The organism is Pseudomonas sp. KCJK9000, assembly GCF_046230725.1.
Classification (GTDB): Bacteria; Pseudomonadota; Gammaproteobacteria; order Pseudomonadales; family Pseudomonadaceae; genus Aquipseudomonas; species Aquipseudomonas promysalinigenes.
In genome coordinates this window covers 1-643 of the sequence record NZ_JBJJLN010000135.1, presented here as the reverse complement: position 1 = coordinate 643, position 643 = coordinate 1, and the positions used below count along the sequence as shown (strand labels likewise).

General features: G+C 60.8%; 1 protein-coding gene. It reads right to left on the bottom strand.

What is annotated here, in order from left to right; translation table 11 throughout:
* Positions 1–643 (bottom strand): RHS repeat domain-containing protein (locus ACK59H_RS22950; RefSeq protein WP_409264990.1); only part of this gene is annotated, 643 nt, incomplete at both ends.

Below are 643 nucleotides of genomic sequence, written 5' to 3'. Positions count from 1 at the left end.
CCCCAAGGATCGTAGCGATACTCCTGGTCCCGCCACTGCTTGATACGGTTGTCCTTGACCTTGTCAAACTGCCGCGCATTGAAGTCCAGCCTGTTCGCCGCCGGGTCGTAGCGAAACTCCTCGCTGCCCACCAGTGAACCGGTATCACGGCTGCGCAGTTGCCCGTTGGCTTCGTACTCGTACTTGATCTCGCCACGCAGCTTGTCGAGTGTGCGCACCAGCTCTCCGGCCGGGTCGTACTGGTAACGGCGATGAATCGGGTTGTAGGCATGCTCCACCAGCAGTGAAGTGTTGATGCCGGTGTTGTGCACCTGCGACAGCTTGTCGGCCGGCAAGGTCGAAGCAAACTGCCAGGCCTTGCGCCCCACGGCGTCGTAACCGAAACAACTGGTGAGCTTGCCCTGCGTCCGGTACACCTCACGGTGCAGGTCATCACGCTCCATGTCGCTGATGACCTGGCCATCCAGGTTCAGCTGGTGCAGGTGGCCGCTGCCGTAGTAAAGGTGGTTGACCTTGCGGCCATCCGGCAGGGTCAGGGTGGTCAGGTTACTGAGCGGATCGTACTCGTAGCCCAGCGTGCCATCGGGTGTGATTTCTTGCGTCAGCCGCCCCAGCACATCGTAGGTGTACGCCAGCTTTTCCT